At 71.3% G+C, this 17,518-nt stretch carries 16 protein-coding genes; 10 read left to right on the top strand and 6 right to left on the bottom strand.

Annotation, left to right across the window (positions count from 1 at the left end):
* Positions 1-7: 7 nt before the first annotated feature.
* Positions 8-2,395, bottom strand: coding sequence for a Tex family protein (locus ACIQRL_RS28120; RefSeq protein WP_401336774.1), 2,388 nt, complete (start codon positions 2,393-2,395; stop codon positions 8-10).
* Positions 2,396-2,568: 173 nt separating this feature from the next.
* Positions 2,569-3,435 carry a hypothetical protein gene (locus ACIQRL_RS28115; RefSeq protein WP_401336773.1) on the bottom strand — a complete coding sequence of 289 codons (867 nt, stop codon included), beginning with the start codon at positions 3,433-3,435 and terminating at the stop codon, positions 2,569-2,571.
* Positions 3,436-3,547: 112 nt separating this feature from the next.
* Here ACIQRL_RS28115 and ACIQRL_RS28110 point away from each other — a divergent pair, with 112 nt between their 5' ends.
* Both ACIQRL_RS28110 and ACIQRL_RS28105 read left to right on the top strand, forming a co-directional pair.
* Complete coding sequence (locus ACIQRL_RS28110; protein WP_401336772.1) at positions 3,548-4,501, top strand: GlxA family transcriptional regulator; 954 nt, start codon at positions 3,548-3,550, stop codon at positions 4,499-4,501.
* 299 nt (positions 4,502-4,800) lie between these two features.
* Complete coding sequence (locus ACIQRL_RS28105) at positions 4,801-5,436, top strand: DJ-1/PfpI family protein (protein WP_401336770.1); 636 nt, start codon at positions 4,801-4,803, stop codon at positions 5,434-5,436.
* Positions 5,437-5,489: 53 nt separating this feature from the next.
* Here ACIQRL_RS28105 and ACIQRL_RS28100 read toward each other — a convergent pair whose 3' ends face one another.
* Positions 5,490-6,233 (bottom strand): enoyl-CoA hydratase/isomerase family protein, encoded by a 744-nt coding sequence (locus ACIQRL_RS28100; protein WP_401336769.1) that lies wholly within the window; start codon positions 6,231-6,233, stop codon positions 5,490-5,492.
* A gap of 298 nt (positions 6,234-6,531) precedes the next feature.
* On the opposite strand from ACIQRL_RS28100, the gene ACIQRL_RS28095 reads away from it, so the two are divergent.
* Positions 6,532-7,032, top strand: a complete 501-nt coding sequence (locus tag ACIQRL_RS28095) for an ATP-binding protein (RefSeq protein ID WP_401337041.1) — start codon at positions 6,532-6,534, stop codon at positions 7,030-7,032.
* A gap of 8 nt (positions 7,033-7,040) precedes the next feature.
* Here the strand turns inward: ACIQRL_RS28095 and idi are convergent, their stop codons facing one another.
* The 3 genes from idi to galE form a co-directional block, all read right to left on the bottom strand.
* Positions 7,041-7,634 (bottom strand): isopentenyl-diphosphate Delta-isomerase, encoded by a 594-nt coding sequence (gene idi / locus ACIQRL_RS28090; protein WP_401336767.1) that lies wholly within the window; start codon positions 7,632-7,634, stop codon positions 7,041-7,043.
* A gap of 298 nt (positions 7,635-7,932) precedes the next feature.
* Positions 7,933-8,871 carry a cation diffusion facilitator family transporter gene (locus tag ACIQRL_RS28085; RefSeq protein WP_401336766.1) on the bottom strand — a complete coding sequence of 313 codons (939 nt, stop codon included), beginning with the start codon at positions 8,869-8,871 and terminating at the stop codon, positions 7,933-7,935.
* A 135-nt stretch (positions 8,872-9,006) separates the two neighbouring features.
* Complete coding sequence (galE, locus tag ACIQRL_RS28080) at positions 9,007-9,987, bottom strand: UDP-glucose 4-epimerase GalE (RefSeq protein WP_401336765.1); 981 nt, start codon at positions 9,985-9,987, stop codon at positions 9,007-9,009.
* Between the two features lie 318 nt (positions 9,988-10,305).
* Between galE and ACIQRL_RS28075 the strand changes: the two genes are divergently transcribed.
* From ACIQRL_RS28075 to ACIQRL_RS28045, 7 genes are all read left to right on the top strand, one after another.
* The gene (locus ACIQRL_RS28075; protein ID WP_401337039.1) at positions 10,306-12,102 is read left to right on the top strand and encodes a DUF5941 domain-containing protein; all 1,797 of its coding nucleotides are present in this window, start codon (positions 10,306-10,308) and stop codon (positions 12,100-12,102) included.
* Positions 12,099-12,851: a phosphocholine cytidylyltransferase family protein gene (locus ACIQRL_RS28070; protein WP_326784319.1), complete on the top strand. Its 753-nt coding sequence runs from the start codon at positions 12,099-12,101 to the stop codon at positions 12,849-12,851. The genes ACIQRL_RS28075 and ACIQRL_RS28070 overlap by 4 nt, the downstream gene beginning before the upstream one ends.
* Positions 12,839-13,900: an iron-containing alcohol dehydrogenase family protein gene (locus tag ACIQRL_RS28065; protein WP_401336763.1), complete on the top strand. Its 1,062-nt coding sequence runs from the start codon at positions 12,839-12,841 to the stop codon at positions 13,898-13,900. Before ACIQRL_RS28070 ends, ACIQRL_RS28065 begins: the two co-directional genes overlap by 13 nt.
* A complete protein-coding gene (locus ACIQRL_RS28060; RefSeq protein ID WP_401336761.1) occupies positions 13,878-14,657 on the top strand; it encodes a CDP-alcohol phosphatidyltransferase family protein in 780 nt (259 codons plus the stop codon). The genes ACIQRL_RS28065 and ACIQRL_RS28060 overlap by 23 nt, the downstream gene beginning before the upstream one ends.
* Positions 14,654-15,538 (top strand): glycosyltransferase family 2 protein, encoded by an 885-nt coding sequence (locus tag ACIQRL_RS28055; protein ID WP_401336759.1) that lies wholly within the window; start codon positions 14,654-14,656, stop codon positions 15,536-15,538. The genes ACIQRL_RS28060 and ACIQRL_RS28055 overlap by 4 nt, the downstream gene beginning before the upstream one ends.
* A 128-nt stretch (positions 15,539-15,666) precedes the next feature.
* Positions 15,667-16,563: an ABC transporter permease gene (locus tag ACIQRL_RS28050; RefSeq protein ID WP_401337037.1), complete on the top strand. Its 897-nt coding sequence runs from the start codon at positions 15,667-15,669 to the stop codon at positions 16,561-16,563.
* Positions 16,556-17,335, top strand: a complete 780-nt coding sequence (locus ACIQRL_RS28045; RefSeq protein ID WP_401336757.1) for an ABC transporter ATP-binding protein — start codon at positions 16,556-16,558, stop codon at positions 17,333-17,335. The genes ACIQRL_RS28050 and ACIQRL_RS28045 overlap by 8 nt, the downstream gene beginning before the upstream one ends.
* Positions 17,336-17,518 lie beyond the last annotated feature (183 nt).

The following is a 17,518-nucleotide window of genomic DNA, read 5'->3' as shown; positions in this document are numbered from 1 at the left end:
CCGTGTCTCAGCCCCGGCCCCGCCCGGGGTCGGTCAGACCCGCGCGCCGCAGGGCGTCCGCCATGGCGCTGTTCGCCGGCGGCGGCGCCTGACGGGAGCCGCCCCCGGTGCCACCCCCGGCACCGCCGCCGCGGCCCTGCCGCTGCTGCCCACGCTGCTGAGGAGGCCGCCCGCCCCGCTGGGGACGACCGCCGTCCTCGGCCGCGGGGGCCGCGGCCTCGTCGTCCAGCCGCAGCGTCAGCGAGATCCGCTTGCGCGGGATGTCGATGTCCAGGACCTTCACCTTGACGATGTCGCCGGGCTTCACGACGTCCCGCGGGTCCTTGACGAACGTCTTCGACAGCGCGGAGACGTGCGCCAGGCCGTCCTGGTGGACGCCGATGTCGATGAACGCCCCGAAGGCGGCGACGTTCGTGACGACCCCCTCCAGGACCATCCCGGAGGACAGGTCGGAGATCTTCTCCACACCGTCCTTGAAGGTGGCCGTCTTGAAGGCGGGCCGCGGGTCGCGTCCCGGCTTCTCCAGCTCCCTCAGGATGTCCGTGACGGTCGGCAGACCGAACTTCTCGTCGACGAAGTCGGCCGGCCGCAGCGAGCGCAGCACACTGGTGTTGCCCACCAGGGAGGCGACCTCGCTGCCCGCCGTCTTCACCATCCGCCGCACCACGGGGTACGCCTCGGGGTGCACGCTGGACGCGTCCAGCGGGTCGCTCCCGCCCCGGATCCGCAGGAAGCCCGCGCACTGCTCGTAGGCCTTGGGACCGAGCCGGGCCACGCCCTTGAGCGCCGTACGGGAGGTGAAGGGGCCATTGGCGTCGCGGTGCGCCACGATGTTCTCCGCGAGGCCCGAGGTGATGCCGGAGACCCGGGCCAGCAGCGGGGCGGAGGCCGTGTTCACGTCCACGCCCACGCCGTTCACACAGTCCTCGACCACCGCGTCGAGCGAGCGGGACAGCTTCACCTCGGACAGGTCGTGCTGGTACTGCCCGACACCGATGGACTTCGGGTCGATCTTCACCAGTTCGGCCAGCGGGTCCTGGAGCCGGCGCGCGATGGAGACGGCGCCGCGCAGCGACACGTCCATGTCGGGCAGCTCCTGCGTGGCGAACGCGGACGCCGAGTACACCGACGCCCCCGCCTCCGACACCATGACCTTGGTGAGGTTCAGCTCCGGGTGCTTGGTGATGAGCTCACCGGCGAGCTTGTCGGTCTCGCGCGAGGCCGTGCCGTTGCCGATCGCGATCAGGTCGACCGCGTGCTCCTTGGAGAGCCGGGCGAGCTTGGCGACGGCCTCGTCCCACTTGTTGGCCGGGACGTGCGGGTAGATCACGTCCGTGGCGACGACCTTGCCGGTCGCGTCGACGACGGCGACCTTCACGCCCGTACGGAAACCGGGGTCCAGGCCCAGCGTCGCGCGCGTGCCCGCCGGGGCGGCGAGCAGCAGGTCCCGCAGGTTCGCCGCGAAGACGTTCACCGCCTCGTCCTCGGCGGCGGTGCGCAGCCTCAGGCGCACGTCGATGCCGAGGTGCACGAGAATGCGGGTGCGCCAGGCCCAGCGGGCGGTGTCCGTCAGCCACTTGTCGCCGGGCCGGCCGCGGTCGGCGATCCCGAACCGGTGGGCGACGATCCCCTCGTACGACGAAGGCCCCTCGGTGGGTTCCTCCGGCTCCAGGACGAGATCGAGGACGTCCTCCTTCTCGCCGCGCAGCATCGCGAGGATCCGGTGCGAGGGAAGCTGCTTGAAGGGTTCGGCGAAGTCGAAGTAGTCGGCGAACTTGGCGCCCGCCTCCTCCTTGCCCTCGCGCACCTTCGCGGCGAGCCGGCCGCGCACCCACATGCGCTCGCGCAGCTCACCGATCAGGTCGGCGTCCTCGGAGAACCGCTCGGTCAGGATCGACCGGGCGCCGTCCAGCGCGGCCTGCGGGTCGGCGACACCCTTGTCGGCGTCGACGAAGGCCGCCGCCGCGGCGAGCGGGTCGACCGACGGGTCGCCGAGCAGGCCCTCGGCCAGCGGTTCGAGACCCGCCTCGCGCGCGATCTGCGCCTTGGTGCGCCGCTTCGGCTTGAACGGCAGATAGATGTCCTCAAGGCGCGCCTTCGTCTCGGCGGCCCTGATCTGTGCCTCGAGCTCCGCGCCGAGCTTGCCCTGCTCGCGCACCGAGTCGAGGATCGCGGCCCGCCGGTCCTCCAGCTCCCGCAGATAGCGCAGCCGCTCCTCGAGGGTGCGCAGCTGCGCATCGTCGAGCATCTCGGTCGCTTCCTTGCGGTAGCGGGCGATGAAGGGCACCGTCGAACCGCCGTCGAGCAAGTCGACGGCGGCCTTGACCTGCCGCTCCCGTACGCCGAGCTCCTCGGCGATCCTGCCTTCGATGGACCCTACGAGGGGTGTCGTCACGATCCCGTACCGCCTTCTCCACTGAGGTTGCGCGGCAATTGTGGCAGGTGACACCGACAATGGGGGATCAGGGCGACACTCGACCGGGTCGCGTGCCGCGGGCGGGGACCCTTTCGCGCTCCCGGCCCGCGCGGCCGTGAGCGGTCCGGGCGGCCGTGAGCGGTCCGGTTTCCTCAGTCCTTGCCGATCATTCCCTCCGGGAACGCGCCGGCGGCGAACGCGGTCATCAGCAGCCCCTTCGCGATCTCGGTGAGGCGCTCCACCCCGGCGGCGCCCAGGTGCTCGTAGGGAGCCCGGTCGAGGCGGTCCGTCCGGGCCTCGATGTCCTGGCGCAGGGCCGTACCGGCCGGCGTCAGCTCGCCCTCCGCGTCGAGCAGCCCGCGCTCGCGCAGCCGCGCGGACGCCGCCTCCCAGTCCTGCCGGGACCAGCCGCGCGTGCCCAGCACCCACCGGGGGGCCATGCCCTTGCCGGTCGCCGTGTGGCTGACCAGGGCCTCCACGGGGTCGAGCTCCGCGTCGAGCAGCGCCGCGAGGTGACCGTCGCCGCGGTGCTCGCGCAGCAGGGTGGCCGCGTGCCAGAGCGCCAGGTGCGGCGCCTCGGGGACGGGGAGGTCCGCGTGCGCGGCGTACAGCGGGCGGGCGGTCGTGCCGCAGGCCTCGGCCGCGCGCAGGGCGAGCTCCGCGGCCTCGGCCACCTCCTCGGAGGCGATGACGTCCGCGCCGAGCAGCCGCGTGAGTGTCGCGTCCACGGCGCGCAGGCGTGCCGCGAGGACCGTCTCCGGAGAGGCCGTCCGCCAGACCGCGGGCACATGCTCGGCCACGAGTTCGTGCCGGAAGTTGAAGAAGGTCGCCGTCACCGTGCCCGCGCCGACCGCGCCCATCGCGGCGGCCCGTACCGCGAAGTAGGCGCTCCGGTCGTTCTGGATGCCGACCGCGGCCAGCTCGCGCCCGAGATCGGGCGAGAAGTAGTGGGTCGAGTGGAGCGGGTTGAGGACGTTGTGGCAGCGCCGCCCGGCGCGCTCCGGCAGTGGGGAAGTCATACCCCGCACATTACCGACTGGTTGGTATGTCGTGAACGCCGAAACCCGCTATGGCAGGAAAGGTGGGATCCTCGTCATTGCGGCCATGGGCGCGCCGGTCGAGAATCGGGACATGCGAACGGTCCTGATCGTCCTCTTCGACGGCGTGCAGAGCCTCGACGTCACCGGCCCCCTGGAGGTGTTCGCGGGCGCCGAGACCTACCGCGCCGGCTCGTACCGCATCGGCACGGCCTCCCTGGACGGCGCCCCGGTGCGCTCCTCCAGCGGCCTCGTCCTCGCCCCGGACCGGGCGCTCGCCGACGCGCCGGACGCCCACACCCTGCTGGTTCCCGGCGGCAGCGGTACCCGGCGCCCCGATCCCCACCTGATCGGGTGGCTGCGCGCCCACGGTCCGCGCGCCGAGCGCCTGCTCTCGGTGTGCACCGGCGCCGGACTGCTCGCGGCGGCGGGCCTTCTCGACGGCCGCCGCGCCACGACCCACTGGGCCTACTGCGACGAGCTCGCCCGCGACCACCCGGCGGTCACGGTCGATCCCGACCCCATCTACGTACGCGACGGCCATGTGGCCACCTCGGCGGGCGTCACCTCCGGCATCGACCTGGCCCTCGCCCTCGTGGAGGACGACCTGGGCCGCGACGCCGCCCTCACCGTCGCCCGTCACCTCGTCGTCTTCCTCCGGCGCCCGGGCAACCAGGCCCAGTTCAGCGCCCAGCTCGCCGCCCAGACCGCGCGGCGCGAACCGCTGCGCGAGATCCAGCACTGGATCTCCGAACACCCGGGCGACGACCTGAGCGTCGAGTCCCTCGCGGCCCGCGCCCGCCTCTCGCCCCGCCATTTCGCCCGCGCCTTCCGGACCGAGACGGGTACGACGCCCGGCCGGTACGTCGAGCGGGTCCGCCTCGAACACGCCCGGCGGCTCCTGGAGGACACCACCGACGGCATCGAGGAGATCTCCCGCGCCTGCGGCTACGGCACGCCCGAGGCCATGCGCCGCGCCTTCCTGAAGATCCTCGGCTCGGCGCCCGCGGAGTACCGGCGCCGCTTCCGGCCCGCCCGCGCGGGCTGACAGCCCGCTCCACCCGAAGCCGCCCCGCGTCCGTCATCCCGCAGGCCGGTACCGAGCCGGTTCACTCTCACGGGCGGCCCCGGAAGGCCGACCTTCCGTGCCCCTGTCCCGGCGGCCGAATCCCCCGACGCGCAGCCTCCGCCGCGGCGCACTCGGACGGGGCCGGCGTCCGCCGGGGCTCCCGTGAGAGGGCGCCTCGCTCTCTGCGACACCCGCAGGCGGGCACCCCGCCCGCCCGTGACGCCCGACGCCCAGCCACCCAGGGGCCCGCACCGTGCCCCTTCGTCGAAAGGAACCCGATGCAGATCGCCATCGTCCTCTACGACCGCTTCACCGCCCTGGACGCCGTGGGTCCGTACGAGACACTCGGCCGGCTGCCGGACGCGGACACCGTCTTCGTCGCCGAGCACAGCGGACCGGTCCGTTCCGACACCGGCCGGCTGGCGCTCATCGCGGACAGGGCCCTCGCCGAAGTCCCGCGCCCGGACATCGTCGTGGTACCCGGGGGGCCGGGGCAGAGCGCCCTGATGGACGACCGGGTGCTCCTCGACTGGCTGCGGGCCGCCGACGCCACCAGCGTCTGGACGACCTCGGTGTGCACCGGCTCCCTGCTGCTCGCCGCGGCGGGGCTCCTGGACGGCCGCCGGGCCACCTCCCACTGGCTGGCCCTCGACCAGTTGGAGCGGTTCGGGGCCGAACCGACGGGGGAGCGGGTCGTGTTCGACGGCAAGTACGTGACCGCGGCCGGAGTCTCCTCCGGCATCGACATGGGGCTCACCCTGCTCGGCCGGATCGCCGGGGACGAACACGCCCAGGCCGTCCAGCTGTTGACCGAGTACGACCCACAGCCGCCCTACGACGCCGGATCCCCGGACAAGGCGCCCGCGCACCTCGTCGAGGAGTTCCGGAGCAAGAGCCGTTTCCTGCTCAGCTAGGACCTGTCCGGCGAGACCGCCGGTCTCCTACCCCGTGAGCGGTCGGCGAGCCCTCACGGGGTCCAGGTGAAGTGCGGCTGCCGGCGCTCCAGGAAGGCGGCGACCCCCTCCGCGGTGTCGCCGCCCGCGCGTGCCTGCTCCGCCCAGTACGCGTCGCGGTCGGTGCGCCCGTTCGCGAACTCCTTCGCCGCCGCCTGTGTCAGCGGGGAGCGCGCGGCCAGCACACGGGTGAACTCCGCGACCCGCTTGTCGAGTTGGTCCTCGGGCAGCACCTCGTCCACCAGACCGGTGCGCAGCGCGCGTTCGGTGTCGATCAACTCGCCCGAGAAGAGCAGGTACTTGGCGGTGGACGGACCCACCAGGGCCGCCAGCCTCCGTGTGGAGGAGGACGGATAGACGATGCCGAGCTTCGCCGGGGTCACCCCGAACAGCGACCCCTCCTGTGCGAACCGCAGATCGCAGGCGGCCGCGAGCTGGGACCCGCCCCCCACGCAGTGGCCGCGGATCGCGGCGAGCGTCGGCTTCGGGAACGCGGCGAGGGCCTCCTCGGCGAGCACGGCGAGGCCCTGAGCCTCGTCCGGGGACTCCCGCAGTGTCGAGATGTCGGCCCCGGCGCAGAACGTCTCGCCCTCACCGGTGAGCACGAGCGCGTGCACTTCGGTGCGAGCACCCAACCCGTCCAGCAGAGGCGGCAGCGCCCGCCACATCCCCGTCGTCATGGCGTTCCGCTTGGCGGGGTGGTGGATGACGACGGTGGCGACCCCGTCGTCGACGCGATGCAACAGCTGCGGCTCCATACGCCGGATGCTATCCGCACCCGCAGGCCCGATTCCGATCATGGTCTCGGGCCGTTTCCCGGGCGACGGAACCGTGGGGAACGAATCGGGTCGGACGAGGGGCAAACCCGTACAACCCGAATAGTTTCGGAAGTCGCCACAAAGAGGCCAGGAGTTGTCGCAGAATCGACGATGCCGTACGTCGGCGATCAGGAATCGTCGATAACTGCTGACTTCTGTTCAGTCAACCGGTACGGACCAGTGCATTACCAACACTCGACGTGTGGTGACAATCGAGCGCAAGGGTGGCGACCGAACGATGGAGAACCTCGGGCGGGGGTCCGACCCGAGCCCCGAAGGCGGAGGCGCGACTCCCGGCGTCAGATCGCCGGGACCACTGCCGTACGAGGGGGTGTGGCGGTTCACCGCCGCCGCCGTCGACGCCTCGGTGCCACAGGCGCGGCACGCCGTCCGTGATCTGCTGGTCCGCCAGGGCGTGCCGGTCTCGGGCGATGTCGTTCACGGACTGCTGTTGATCGTCTCCGAACTGGTCACGAACGCCGTCAAGCACGCGGCACTTCTGTCGCCGATGCTCGCGGTGGAGGTCGCGGTCGGCGCCGAGTGGGTACGGGTGTCCGTCGAGGACAACCACCCCTACCGCCCGACCGCTCTGGAGGCCGACCACGGGCAGACCGGCGGCCGGGGCCTGCTGCTGGTGCGCGAGGTGGCCAGGGAGTTCGGCGGAGTCTGCGACGTCGAGCACACCGCGGACGGCGGCAAGGTGATCTGGGCCGCCCTGCCGCTCGCTCCGAGCGTGTAGCGGATCGCCTACCAGCCCGCGGACGGGCCCGTCAGCTCCCGGATCGCCGGACGGGCCGCGTCCAGCACGGTCATGAACCATGCCGAGAAGGGGTCCTTCGCGTGCCGCTCCGCCAGCTCGGCGGCGGTCACGAAGGCCGTCGAGCCGACCTCCTCCGGGTCGGGCCGCGGCGCCGACTGCACCATCCCGACGAAGAGGTGGTTGTACTCCTGCTCCACCAGGCCGGAGTCCGGGTCCGGGTGGTTGTAGCGGACCGTGCCCGCCTCGGCGAGCAGGGTCGGCGACACCCCGAGTTCCTCGTACGTCCGCCGGGCCGCCGCCGCGAAGGGTCCCTCGCCCGGGTACGGGTGGCCGCAGCAGGTGTTCGACCAGACACCGGGGGAGTGGTACTTGCCGAGGGCGCGCTGCTGCAGCAGCAGCCGGCCCTGTTCGTCGAAGAGGAACACCGAGAACGCTCTGTGGAGCTGCCCCGGGGCCTGATGGGCAGCGAGCTTCTCCGCCGTACCGATCGTGTTGCCGTCCTCGTCGACCAGTTCCAGCAAGATCGCTTCAACGGTGCCGTTCGACGAACTGTGCGTCGCGGTGGCAGGTGTGATCGGCATACCCATCCTTCGCATCGGTCTTCAAGCCCCAAGTCTGCCGTACGAAACCGGCACTCCCGGCACTTCGCTGCTCCCGCATGTCCCGCCCCGGGGAGCCCCGGGCGGGAACCGCCGCCGACGCGGGTCGGACGCCGGAAGCGGCCGGACACCTGATCGTGCCCGGTGTCACCGGCGCGGAATCGTCGGGGGAGGGGGCCGACAGGTGTTCGGACGGCCGGCCGGAACGGCACCGGACACCCACCCATGCCGCCGAGGCCGCCGGAACGGGCACCGGCGCCCGCGCGGGTCGCCGGGACCGTCAGTGGCAGAGTCTGGCCTCGTGTTCCGCGTGTCCGCTCGGCTCCAGCTGGAACGTGCAGTGCTCGACGTCGAAGTGGTCGCCCAGGCAGCCCTGGAGTTCGTGCAGGACCTTCTCGTGGCCGATCGCGTTCAGGACGTCGGAGCTGACGACCACGTGCGCGGAGAGGACCGGCATGCCGGAGGTGATCGTCCAGGCGTGGAGGTCGTGGATGTCCTCGACACCGTCGAGGGCCAGGATGTGGGCGCGCACGTCCGCCATGTCGACCCCCTTGGGCGCCGCCTCCAGGAGGACGTCGAGCGTCTCCTGCAGCAGCTTCCAGGTACGCGGGACGATCATCAGCGCGATGGCGATGGAGGCGATCGGGTCCGCCGCCTGCCAGCCGGTGGTCATGATCACCACCGCGGCGACGATGACCGCCGCCGAGCCCAGCGCGTCCGCCGCGACCTCCAGGAAGGCGGCGCGCACGTTCAGGCTGTCCTTCTGCCCGCGCATCAGCAGCGTCAGCGAGATCGTGTTCGCGACCAGACCGATCACACCGAACACGATGGTCAGCCCGCCGTTGGTGTCCGCGGGCGTGATGAAGCGCTGGATCGCCTCCACCAGGACGTAGCCGCCGACGACGAGCAGCAGCAGACAGTTGGCGAGCGCGGCGAGGATCTCGGCCCGCGCCAGGCCGAAGGTGCGCTTCTCGCTCGGCGGGCGCGCCGCGAAGTGGACCGCGAGCAGGGCCATGCCCAGCCCGAGCGCGTCCGTCGCCATGTGTGCCGCGTCCGCGACGAGCGCGAGCGAATCGGCGAGTACACCGCCGAAGATCTCGACGACCATGACGGTGAGCGTGATCGCCAGCGCGACCCGCAGCCTCCCGCGGTACGCGGCTGTCGCCGTGCCGGCCGGGGGAGCGCCGTGCGCGTGCCCGTGGTCGTGCCCAGCCCCCATGGAAGCCGCCTCCTGTTTTCCGCTCGGTCATCACAGTCAACTACGGGCGGGGGGTATCGGGCAACGCGGCACTGAACACCGTTGTCATATGCTCTGACCTGCGGAAACGATCAGCAGGTCAGAGCACCGGCACGATCAGGTGACGTTGGTCCCCGGGTGGTGCAGCAGCCAGCCCCGCCACGCCGACTCCACCATCTCGCGCACCTCGCGCCGAGCTCCCCAGTCCAGCCGCTCGGCGGCCAGGGCGGCCGAGGCGACCGCGCGCGGGGCGTCGCCGGGTCGGCGCGGCTCGACGAGCGGTTCCAGGGTGCTCCCGGTGACCTCGGCGATGAGCGCCACGAGCTCCCGCACGGAGACCCCCTCGCCGCGGCCGATGTTCACCGTCAGATCGCCGGCGGCGCCGTCCGTCAGCCGCCGGGCCGCCGCGAGATGGGCCTCGGCGAGGTCGGCGACGTGGATGTAGTCGCGTACGCAGGTGCCGTCCGGCGTCGGGTAGTCGTCGCCGAACACCCTCGGGGCCTCGCCGCGGGTGAGACGGTCGAACACCATCGGGACGATGTTGAAGATTCCGGTGTCGGCGAGCTCCGGCGAGGCCGCGCCCGCCACGTTGAAGTAGCGCAGGCACACGGTGGCGATGCCGTGCGCCCGGCCCGCCGCCCGGACCAGCCACTCGCCGGCGAGCTTGGTCTCGCCGTAGGGGCTCATCGGGGCGCAGGGGGTGTCCTCCGTGATGAGGTCCACGTCGGGGTTGCCGTAGACGGCCGCCGACGAGGAGAACACGAAACGCTTGACGCCCGCCCCGGCGACCGCCTCCAGGAGCGTCGCGAGACCGCCCACGTTCTCCTGGTAGTAGCGCGTCGGCTCGGCCACGGACTCGCCGACCTGCTTGCGCGCGGCGAGGTGCACCACACCCGTCACCGCGTGCTCCGCCAGGACCCGCTTGAGCAGATCACCGTCAAGCGACGACCCCTGGACGAGGGGGATGGTCTCCGGAAGCCGGTTCGGCACCCCGGACGACAGGTCGTCGAGGGCGACGACGCGCTCCCCGGCCGCCGCCATCGCCCGCGCCACGTGTGCCCCGATGTATCCGGCTCCGCCTGTGATCAGCCATGTCATGGACGACCACCCTATGCGGGTCCGGCGCCCTGTCCGCCGTGCCCCGCTTCGGGGGGTGGGCCGTGGTCGTGCCCGATGCCTGGAATGCTTCGGTATGCGCACCCGCGTTTGTGGCCCGGGCCCGGAATCCCTGATGATGATCGCGGCGCCCGCAGGACAAAATCGGTTGATCGGGCCATGAACGGGCGGTGAACGCCCGCTTCGAATCATCCGATAGCCTCTGCCGACATGCCGCCGGGGCCGCTGCCATGGGCCGGGGCCATCCCATCACGCACACGCCGGACGCGAGGCCGCGCCGGCACTCAGGGAGTGAGTTCGCTGCCGACCGCCATCCTCACCGGCCAGCCGGTCCCCGGATCGTCGCTCGAGGGCGATCTGCGGTCGCTCGGCTTCGACGTGCGTCTCGCCTCCGACGCGGGCGAGACCGAGACCCTGCTCGCCGCCGTGCCGGCGAACGAGCGTGTCGCCGTCGTCGACGCCCGCTTCGTCGGGCATGTGCACGCCCTGCGCCTCGGCCTCACCGACCCGCGCTTCGCGGCCTCCGCCCTTCCCGGCGCCGTGTCCGTACAGCCCGAGGCCCGGCGGGCGCTGACCCGCGCCGTGACCCGGGAGAGCGTGGCCGCGGGCAACGCGGCCGTCGCCACCGAGGACCTCGTCGAGCGCCTCGGCGCGGCACTCGACGCCGACGACCTCGCCGTGTACCGCCCGGAACTCGGCACCCTCGTCGCCGCCGTACCCGCCGATCCGCAGGAGCGCAACGAGGTCCGGCAGGCCGTCCTGGCCGTCGACGACGAGGCCGTACGGCTGCGCAGCGCCGTCAAGGCCCGCGACGGCTTCTTCACCACGTACTGCATCAGCCCGTACTCGCGTTACATCGCCCGCTGGTGCGCCCGCCGGGGTCTGACCCCGAACCAGGTCACCACCGCCTCGCTGATCACCGCGCTGATCGCCGCGGGCTGTGCCGCCACCGGCAGCCGCCCCGGTTACGTCGCCGCCGGGCTGCTGCTCCTGTTCTCCTTCGTCCTGGACTGCACGGACGGACAGCTCGCCCGCTACTCCCTCCAGTACTCGACGCTGGGCGCGTGGCTGGACGCGACCTTCGACCGCGCCAAGGAGTACGCCTACTACGCGGGCCTCGCCCTCGGCGCGGCCCGTGGCGGGGACGACGTGTGGGCGCTGGCGCTCGGCGCGATGATCCTGCAGACCTGCCGGCACGTCGTGGACTTCTCCTTCAACGAGGCGAACCACGACGCCACGGCCAACACCAGCCCCACCGCGGCCCTCTCGGACAAGCTCGACAGCGTCGGCTGGACGGTCTGGGTGCGCCGGATGATAGTGCTGCCCATCGGCGAACGATGGGCGATGATCGCCGTTCTCACGGCGCTGACGACCCCCCGCATCACCTTCTACGCGCTGCTCGTCGGCTGCGCGTTCGCGGCCACCTACACCACGGCCGGCCGGGTGCTGCGCTCGCTCACCCGCAAGGCGCGCCGCACGGACCGCGCCGCCCAGGCGCTCGTGGACCTCACCGACTCCGGCATGCTCGCCGAGTACCTGACCCGCTTCGCGGACCGCCTCCCGCGCGTCGCCCCGGCCCTGGTCGCCTTCGTCGCCGGGGCGGTCGTCGTGACCTCCGCCGCACTCGCTCCCTACGGCAGCTGGTGGCCCGTCCTGGGCGCCGTCGTCTACGTCCTGCTCTCGCCGGCCGCCCTGCTCAGGCCCCTGAAGGGCGCCCTCGACTGGCTGGTCCCGCCGTTCTTCCGCGCGGCCGAATACCTCACCGTTCTGGCACTGGCGGTCAACGCCGACGTGAACGGGGCGCTTCCGGCGGCTTTCGGCCTGGTGGCCGCGGTCGCCTACCATCACTACGACACGGTGTACCGCATCCGCGGGAACGCCGGAGCCCCCCCGCACTGGCTGGTGCGGGCGATCGGCGGGCACGAAGGCAGGACGCTGCTGGTCACCGTCCTGGCCGCGCTGCTCACCGCCACACAGTTCAAGGTCGCGCTCACGGCGGTCGCCGTGGCCGTGGCGCTGCTGGTGCTCGTCGAGAGCATCCGCTTCTGGGTGTCCTCCGGGGCACCCGCCGTACACGATGAAGGAGAACCCGCATGATCGGCCTCGTGCTGGCGGCCGGCGCCGGACGGCGTCTGCGCCCCTACACCGACAGCCTCCCGAAGGCTCTCGTGCCGGTGGGCCCCGCGGGCATAGAGGACTCCATCACGGTCCTGGACCTGACCCTCGGCAACTTCGCCGAGATCGGCCTGACCGAGGTCGGCATCATCGTCGGCTACCGCAAGGAAGCCGTCTACGACCGCAAGGCGGCTCTGGAGGAGAAGTACGGCCTCAAGATCACGCTGATCGACAACGACAAGGCCGAGGAGTGGAACAACGCCTACTCCCTGTGGTGTGGACGTGACGCCCTCAAGGACGGCGTGATCCTCGCCAACGGCGACACCGTGCACCCGGTCTCCGTCGAACGGACGCTGCTCGCGGCCCGCGGCGACGGCAAGAGGATCATCCTCGCGCTCGACACGGTGAAGAAGCTCGCCGACGAGGAGATGAAGGTCGTCGTGGACCCCGACAAGGGCGTCCAGAAGATCACCAAGCTCATGGAGCCGTCCGAGGCCACCGGCGAGTACATCGGTGTGACCCTCATCGAGGGCGCCGCCGCCGCCGAGCTGGCCGACGCCCTGAAGACGGTGTGGGAGACCGACCCGCAGCAGTTCTACGAGCACGGCTACCAGGAGCTCGTCAACCGCGGCTTCCGGATCGACGTCGCTCCGATCGGCGAGGTCAAGTGGGTCGAGATCGACAACCACGACGACCTCGCCAAGGGACGTGAGATCGCGTGCCAGTACTGACGAGGCTCATCCCCTCGCCGGTCGTCGTCGACATCCGCCCCGGTGCCCTGGACGACCTGGCGAGCGTGCTCTCGGACCAGCGGATCTCCCACTCGGGCAAGCTGGCCATCGCGGTCAGCAACGGCTCGGGCGCCCGGCTGCGCGACCGGATCGCCCCGGCGCTGCCCGGAGCGAGCTGGTACGAGGTCGGCGGCGGCACGCTCGACGACGCCATCCGGCTGGCCGATGCCATGAAGTCCGGGCACTACGACGCGGTCGTGGGCCTGGGCGGCGGCAAGATCATCGACTGCGCGAAGTTCGCCGCGGCGCGGATCGGGCTGCCGCTGGTCGCGGTGCCCACGAACCTCGCGCACGACGGCCTGTGCTCGCCCGTCGCCACCCTCGACAACGACGCGGGCCGCGGCTCGTACGGCGTGCCGAACCCGATCGCCGTGGTCATCGACCTCGACGTGATCCGTGAGGCGCCGGTCCGGTTCGTCCGGGCGGGCATCGGCGACGCGGTCTCCAACATCAACGCGATCGCCGACTGGGAGCTGTCCAACCGGGTCACCGGCGAGAAGATCGACGGACTGGCCGCCGCCATGGCCCGCCAGGCGGGCGAGGCGGTACTCCGGCACCCCGGGGGTGTCGGCGACAACGACTTCCTCCAGGTCCTCGCGGAGGCGCTCGTCCTCACCGGCATCGCGATGTCGATCTCGGGCGACTCCCGCCCGGCCTCCGGCTCCTGCCACGAGATCAACCACGCCTTCGACCTCCTCTTCCCCCAGCGCGCGGCGAGCCACGGCGAGCAGTGCGGCCTGGGCGCGGCCTTCGCGATGTATCTGCGCGGGGCCCACGAGGAAGCGGTGTACATGGCCGAGGTGCTCCACCGGCACGGACTGCCGGTACTGCCCGAGGAGATCGGCTTCACCGTGGACGAGTTCGTCCAGGTCGTGGAGTTCGCTCCGCAGACCCGGCCCGGCCGCTACACGATCCTCGAACATCTCGACCTGAAAACCCACCAGATCAAGGACATCTACTCCGACTATGCCAAGGCCATCGGTAGCTGAACTCCGCCCTGTCGTTCATCCCCCAGGGGTGAAGGACCGGCGCAGCGGTGAGCACTGGGCGGGACGCCTGTACATGCGAGAGATCTCGCTGCGCTGCGACCGCTACCTGGTGAACACCAGGATCACGCCCAACCAGCTCACGTACCTGATGACCCTCTGTGGCGTGCTCGCTGCCCCCGCACTGCTGGTGCCGGGGATCGTCGGCGCCGTGCTCGGCGTGGTGATGGTCCAGCTCTACCTGCTGCTCGACTGCGTCGACGGCGAGATCGCGCGCTGGAAGAAGCAGTACTCGCTCGGCGGGGTCTATCTCGACAGGGTCGGCGCCTATCTGACCGACGCGGCCGTCCTCGTCGGCCTCGGTCTGCGCGCCTCCGACCTGTGGGGCACCGGAAGCGTCGACTGGCTGTGGGCCTTCCTCGGCACACTGGCCGCCCTCGGCGCGATCCTGGTCAAGGCCGAGACCGATCTCGTCGGTGTCGCCCGGCATCAGAGCGGGCTGCCGCCGGTCAAGGAGTCCGCCTCCGAGCCACGTTCCTCGGGCGTGGCGCTGGCCCGCAGGGCCGCCGCGGCACTCAAGTTCCACCGGCTGATCCTCGGCATCGAGGCGTCCCTGCTGATCCTGGTCCTCGCCGTCGTGGACCAGATCAGGGGCGACCTGTTCTTCACCCGCCTCGGCACCGCCGTGCTCGCCGGCATCGCGCTCGTGCAGACCGTGCTGCACCTGGTGTCCATCCTCGCTTCGAGCAGGCTCAAGTGAGCGCGGCGACGAAGGTCGGCGCGGTGATCATCACCATGGGCAACCGCCCCGACGAACTGCGAGCCCTCCTCGACTCCGTCGCCAAGCAGGACGGCGACCGCGTCGAGGTGGTCGTGGTCGGCAACGGCTCACCCGTCCCGGACGTCCCCGCGGGTGTCCGAACGGTCGAACTCCCCGAGAACCTCGGCATCCCCGGCGGCCGTAACGTCGGCATCGAGGCCTTCGGCCCCGGCGGCACCGACGTCGACGTCCTCCTCTTCCTGGACGACGACGGCCTGCTGGCCCACCACGACACGGCCGAGCTGTGCCGCCGGGCGTTCACCGACGACCCGGAACTCGGCATCATCAGTTTCCGCATCGCCGATCCCGCGACCGGCGAGACCCAGCGCCGCCACGTCCCGAGGCTGCGCGCCGCCGACCCGATGCGCTCCTCGCGCGTCACCACGTTCCTCGGCGGCGCCAACGCGGTCCGTACGAAGGTCCTCGCCGAGGTCGGCGGACTCCCTGACGCGTTCTTCTACGCCCATGAGGAGACCGACCTTGCCTGGCGGGCCCTCGACGCGGGCTGGATGATCGACTACCGCTCCGACATGGTTCTGTACCACCCGACGACCGCCCCTTCGCGGCACGCGGTGTACCACCGTATGGTCGCCCGCAACCGGGTGTGGCTCGCACGGCGCAACCTTCCCGCTCCGCTCGTCCCGGTCTACCTCGGCGTCTGGATGCTCCTGACGCTGCTGCGCCGCCCCTCGCGGGCCGCTCTGCGGGCCTGGTTCGGCGGATTCAGGGAGGGCTGGACGAGTCCGTGCGGACCCCGCCGTCCCATGAGGTGGCGCACCGTGTGGCGGCTGACTCGACTGGGCCGACCCCCGGTCATCTGACAAGCTCGATCCTGAGAGCACCCGGGCCCGATCCGGTCGCCGGCTCCCGCCGGTGCCCGGCCCGGCCGTGCTCGTCCTGAAGACGAGAGTGTTCCCAGGTGAGTGCCACGCCTGACGGCGGAGTCGCGGTGAGCGATCTGCCGTCCCCCGACGACGGGCTGACCGCGGCCGAAATGGCCGCCAGGTACGGGCTCGCGGTCAGCGGTGCCCGGCCCGGTCTGGTCGAGTACGTCCGTCAGCTCTGGGGCCGGCGGCACTTCATCACCGCCTTCGCGACCGCCAAGCTCACCGCGCAGTACAGCCAGGCCAAGCTGGGCCAGCTCTGGCAGGTGGCGACGCCGCTGCTCAACGCGTTCGTCTACTACCTGATCTTCGGCCTGATCCTGAAGGCCGGCCGAGGCATGCCGCACGACGTGTACATCCCGTTCCTGGTGACCGGCGTGTTCGTCTTCACCTTCACGCAGAACTCGGTCATGGCGGGTGTCCGGGCGATCTCTGGCAACCTCGGGCTGGTGCGCGCGCTGCACTTCCCGCGCGCCTCGCTGCCCATCTCGTTCGCCCTGCAGCAGCTCCAGCAGCTGCTCTTCTCGATGATCGTGCTGTTCCTCGTGGTCATCGCCTTCGGGAGCTATCCGAGCCTGTCCTGGCTGCTGATCATCCCGGCGCTGTTCCTTCAATTCCTGTTCAACACGGGCCTCGCGCTGATCGTCGCGCGGATGGGCAGCGGGACGCCCGACCTCGCCCAGCTGATGCCGTTCATCCTGCGCACCTGGATGTACGCCTCCGGCGTCATGTTCTCCATCAGCGCGGTGCTCGTCGGCCGCCCCGAGTGGATCATCCGGGTGCTCCAGGCGAACCCGGCCGCCGTCTACATGGACCTGGTGCGCTACGCGCTCATCGACGGCTACGGCTCCGCCCACCTGCCCCAGCACGTGTGGGCCCTCGCCGTCTTCTGGGCCGTGGTCACGGCCGTCGGCGGTTTCGTGTACTTCTGGAAGGCCGAGGAGAGGTACGGCCGTGGCTGAGCCCGGGAAGAGGTCGCGCATCCCGACCGTGATCGCGGACGAGCTGCACATCGTCTACCGCGTGAACGGCGCCAGGACCGGCAAGGGCGGCGCCACCGCCGCACTCAGCCGCATCCTCAACCGTGGCGAGGAGCGCGGTGTGCGCAAGGTGCACGCCGTCAGGGGCGTCTCCTTCACGGCGTACCGGGGCGAGGCCATCGGCCTGATCGGCTCCAACGGCTCCGGCAAGTCCACGCTCCTGCGGGCCATCGCCGGTCTGCTCCCCGCGGAGAAGGGCACGGTCTTCACCGACGGCCAGCCCTCGCTGCTCGGGGTGAACGCGGCCCTGATGAACGACCTCACCGGCGAGCGGAACGTCATTCTGGGCGGTCTCGCGATGGGCATGTCCCGCGAGCAGGTCAGGGAGCGCTACCAGGAGATCGTCGACTTCTCGGGCATCAACGAGAAGGGCGACTTCATCACCCTGCCGATGCGGACCTATTCGTCCGGCATGGCGGCCCGGCTGCGCTTCTCCATCGCGGCGGCCAAGGACCACGACGTCCTGATGATCGACGAGGCCCTGGCGACCGGTGACCGCTCGTTCCAGAAGCGGTCCGAGGCGCGGATCCGCGAGCTCCGCAAGAGCGCGGGCACGGTGTTTCTGGTCAGTCACAACAACAAGTCGATCCGCGACACCTGCGACCGCGTGCTGTGGCTGGAACGCGGCGAGCTGCGCATGGACGGGCCGACCGAGGACGTCCTCAGGGAGTACGAGAAGTTCTCGGGCAAGTAGCCCGTTTCGCCCAGGGTCCCGCCGGAACTCTCCGGCGGGACCCTGCGTCTGCAAGGGAGACGCCAACTCCCGTCGGCACGAGGAATCTTGACGCCAATCGGTGTGTTGTTGTGATGTGCAGGACACCCCGGCGGAGTGTGCCGCGTTGTACAACGTAAGCTGTACCGGTGCTGAATCGCGTCA

Origin of the sequence: Streptomyces sp. NPDC091209 (assembly GCF_044757755.1) — a bacterium.
In the GTDB taxonomy this organism is placed as follows: domain Bacteria; phylum Actinomycetota; class Actinomycetes; order Streptomycetales; family Streptomycetaceae; genus Streptomyces.
The sequence above is the reverse complement of the archived record's forward strand: the minus strand, read 5'-3'. Positions and strand labels throughout refer to the sequence as shown.

What these genes read in the sequence shown, in the direction of transcription:
- ACIQRL_RS28110 (WP_401336772.1), top strand. Translation starts at nt 3,548, where the DNA reads ATGCGAACGGTCCTGATCGTCCTCTTCGACGGCGTGCAGAGCCTCGAC.
- ACIQRL_RS28070 (WP_326784319.1), top strand. Translation starts at nt 12,099, where the DNA reads ATGATCGGCCTCGTGCTGGCGGCCGGCGCCGGACGGCGTCTGCGCCCC.
- ACIQRL_RS28100 (WP_401336769.1), bottom strand. Translation starts at nt 6,233, where the DNA reads ATGGAGCCGCAGCTGTTGCATCGCGTCGACGACGGGGTCGCCACCGTC.
- ACIQRL_RS28095 (WP_401337041.1), top strand. Translation starts at nt 6,532, where the DNA reads ATGGAGAACCTCGGGCGGGGGTCCGACCCGAGCCCCGAAGGCGGAGGC.
- ACIQRL_RS28060 (WP_401336761.1), top strand. Translation starts at nt 13,878, where the DNA reads ATGCCAAGGCCATCGGTAGCTGAACTCCGCCCTGTCGTTCATCCCCCA.
- ACIQRL_RS28085 (WP_401336766.1), bottom strand. Translation starts at nt 8,871, where the DNA reads ATGGGGGCTGGGCACGACCACGGGCACGCGCACGGCGCTCCCCCGGCC.
- idi (WP_401336767.1), bottom strand. Translation starts at nt 7,634, where the DNA reads ATGCCGATCACACCTGCCACCGCGACGCACAGTTCGTCGAACGGCACC.
- ACIQRL_RS28105 (WP_401336770.1), top strand. Translation starts at nt 4,801, where the DNA reads ATGCAGATCGCCATCGTCCTCTACGACCGCTTCACCGCCCTGGACGCC.
- galE (WP_401336765.1), bottom strand. Translation starts at nt 9,987, where the DNA reads ATGACATGGCTGATCACAGGCGGAGCCGGATACATCGGGGCACACGTG.
- ACIQRL_RS28115 (WP_401336773.1), bottom strand. Translation starts at nt 3,435, where the DNA reads ATGACTTCCCCACTGCCGGAGCGCGCCGGGCGGCGCTGCCACAACGTC.